The organism is Streptomyces humidus, assembly GCF_014649655.1.
In the GTDB taxonomy this organism is placed as follows: domain Bacteria; phylum Actinomycetota; class Actinomycetes; order Streptomycetales; family Streptomycetaceae; genus Streptomyces; species Streptomyces humidus.
In genome coordinates this window covers 1-3,186 of sequence record NZ_BMTL01000103.1, presented here as the reverse complement: position 1 = coordinate 3,186, position 3,186 = coordinate 1, and the positions used below count along the sequence as shown (strand labels likewise).

Annotated in this window: 1 protein-coding gene; it reads right to left on the bottom strand. The window is 71.0% G+C overall.

The features are described 5' to 3' along the window. The coding region (locus IE239_RS41180; protein WP_190154565.1) for a type I polyketide synthase at positions 1-3,186 on the bottom strand (3,186 nt) is incomplete at both ends.

Genomic DNA, 3,186 nt, shown 5'->3' with positions numbered 1-3,186 from the left:
CCCCACACGCCGCATCGAAAGCCTCCGCATACACCGGGAACGCGTCATACAACCCCCGCCCCATCCCCGGCCACTGACTGCCCTGACCCGAGAACAGAAACGCCGTACGACCGCTCTGGGCCACCCCACCGACGCGTTCACCCGCGACCACCTCGGCCAGTCCGGCCGCGAGTTCCTCGCGGTCCCGCCCGACCACCACGGCGCGACGCTCCAGCACCGTCCGGGTCGAGACCAACGCGCGTGCCACAGCCGCCGGTTCGGGCGGGGATTCTCCCTTTACGGCTGACCTCAGGAGCCGGTCGGCCTGCCCGCGCAGTGCCTCGGCGGTGTGGGCGAAGATGACCCAGGGGAACACCGCGACGGACGGCACGGGGGTCTGCGGCCCCGGGGGCTGCGGCAGTGGGGCCGGTGTGTCCTGTTCGAGGACGACGTGCGCGTTGGTGCCGCTGACACCGAAGGACGAGACGCCCGCCCGGCGCAGCTGGTCGGTCACCCAATTCTGAGGTTCCGTCAGGATGTTGACGCTTCCGGCCGACCAGTCGACATGCGGGGTCGGCTCGTCGACGTGCAGGGTCTTCGGCAGGATGCCGTGGCGCATCGCCATCACCATCTTGATGACACCACCCACACCGGCCGCCGCCTGCGTATGACCGATGTTCGACTTCAACGACCCCAGCCACAAAGGCCGCTCACGACCCTGCCCGTACGCCGCAATGACCGCCTGCGCCTCGATCGGATCACCCAGCCGAGTCCCCGTACCATGCGCCTCGACCACATCCACGTCCTGCGGACGCAGCCCCGCATTCGCCAGCGCCTGCCGGATCACCCGCTGCTGGGCCAGCCCGTTGGGGGCGGTCAGTCCGTTGGATGCACCGTCCTGGTTGACGGCCGTACCACGGACGACGGCCAGCACGCGGTGCCCGTTGCGCCGCGCATCCGACAACCGCTCCAACACCAGCACACCCACACCCTCGGCGAAGCCGGTGCCGTCGGCCGCTGCCGCAAACGCCTTGCACTGGCCGTCGGGCGAGAGCCCGCCCTGGCGGCCGAAGTCCTCGAAGGTGCCCGGTGTCGACATCACGGTGACACCGCCGGCCAGGGCGAGCGTGGACTCGCCGGACCGCAGCGACTGGCACGCCAGATGCAACGCCACCAGCGACGACGAACACGCCGTGTCGATCGTCATGGCCGGACCCTCCAGGCCCAGCAGGTAGGACACCCGCCCGGACAGGACGCTGGCCGCGACGCCGGTCAGGATGTGGCCTTCGACCCGCTCGGCAGCGGACTCCAGGCGGGAGAAGTAATCCTGACCGCTCATGCCCGCGAAGACACCGGTGCGGGTGCCGCGCAGGGAGTGCGGGGCGATGCCGGCGCGCTCCAGGGCCTCCCAGGACGTCTCCAGCAGCAACCGCTGCTGCGGATCCATCGCCAACGCCTCACGCGGCGAAATCCCGAAGAAACCCGCATCGAACTCCGCCGCACCATGCAGGAAACCGCCGTAGCCGATGTCACCGCCGGTGATGTCCCAGCCCCGGTCGGCGGGGAACGGCCCGATGCCGTCACGGCCGTCGATCACCAGCTGCCAGAGGTCTTCCGGAGAGCTGACGCCGCCGGGGTAGCGGCAGCTCACGCCAACGATGGCGATGGGGTCCTCGTCGGCCGTGCCGTGCTGCGCGATAACCGGATCCTCGTCCGCCGTCGTGGCGAAGACGAGCGTGTGGAGGTGAGTGGCCAGAGCACGCGGCGTCGGGTGGTCGAAGGCGAGAGTGGTGGGTAGCCGCAGTCCGGTGACGCTGCCCAGGCGCCCGCGCAGGTCGACCGCCGTGAGCGAGTCGAAGCCGAGCGTTGTGAAGTCACGGTCGGCGTCGACCTCAGTGACATCGGCGTGGCCGAGCACCGCCGCCACCTGATTCCTGACCAGGTCGACAAGGACGCCTTCTCGCACGGTCTCCGACAGCGGTGCGAGCCGGGAGCGCAGCTCGGCGGCGACAACGGAATCGGTGGCCGCTGGCGAGAGCGCGGTGACCGGTGCCCGAAACAGGTCGGGCAGCCTGGCGAAGAACGGGGAGGACACCCGCAGCCCGGCCTCGGCCGCCGCGCCGGGCAGGCTCAGGTCAGCGAACAGGACGGCGGCCTCGCGCTGGCCCACGGCGTCCGCCAGGGCCGCGAGCACGGTATCGGCCGTGAGTGTGCCGGCCCAGGGGCCCCACGCGACGAACGTCGCCGCGAGTCCTCGGGCCCGGCGTCGGGCCACGGTCGCGGTCAACTCGGCTGCAGCAGCGGCACGTTCACCGTCACCGCTCTCGCCCCACACCGCTCCGGCCATGGCGGTGACCACAAAGGCGTCGAGCGCGACGTCCGCCAGCGCTTCGTCCAGGACCCGCGCGGTCTCCGGGTCACCGTCCGTGTGGATCACGGCGGTCACGTCTCCGGCAGCGGCGAGTTCCACCAGGCCCTCCGTCGTCTCGGCGGTCACGATCCGCTCGGCGCCGTTGTGGAGCAGCCAGGTGGTCAGGCGAGGATTGTCACCGGTGAGGAGGATCGTGCCGGATGGCCGCCAGGGCTCGGCGGCCTCGGGGGTGGACAGCGGTAGCAGGCGTCGTACGAGCAGTGCGTCCGCGCGCAGGGACCACTCGCCTCCCCGGGGAGCGGAAGCGAGGAGAAGCGCCGTGCGGGGCCAGACGTCTCGGTCCGCGGCGAGGTCGACGGTGCCGCCCCAGCGCTCCGGGGAGTACGCGGCCGCGGCAAGCGTGCGGCCCCAGTCCGCGGAGGTGCCTACGACGGGGGTGTCAGCGGTGGTGTCGCGGGTGAGGGCCCAGACGACCGTGCCCTCCTCGACGCACTTCACCACATCCTCGACCCGGACCCCTGGCAGGCAGACGGCGCCCGAGATCCCCCGCGGGACCGTCTCCTCGCTGATCGTGACCTCCGCCCCGAGCTCCTCCAGCGCGGCTTTCAGCGCCACAGCATCGGGATCGGTGATGCTGCCGGCAATGACCGCCCAAAAACCGCTCAATGAGGCCGTGTCCCACTCGGAAACCTGCTCCCAGGCAATCCGGTACCGGATGGAGTCCCGCCGGCCGGTATCCAGCCAGTAGCGTTGGTGTTGGAAGGGGTAGGTGGGCAGGTCGACGGGGGCGGCCTCGGGGATGAGCGCGGTCCAGTCGACGGTCAGCCCGTCCTCAT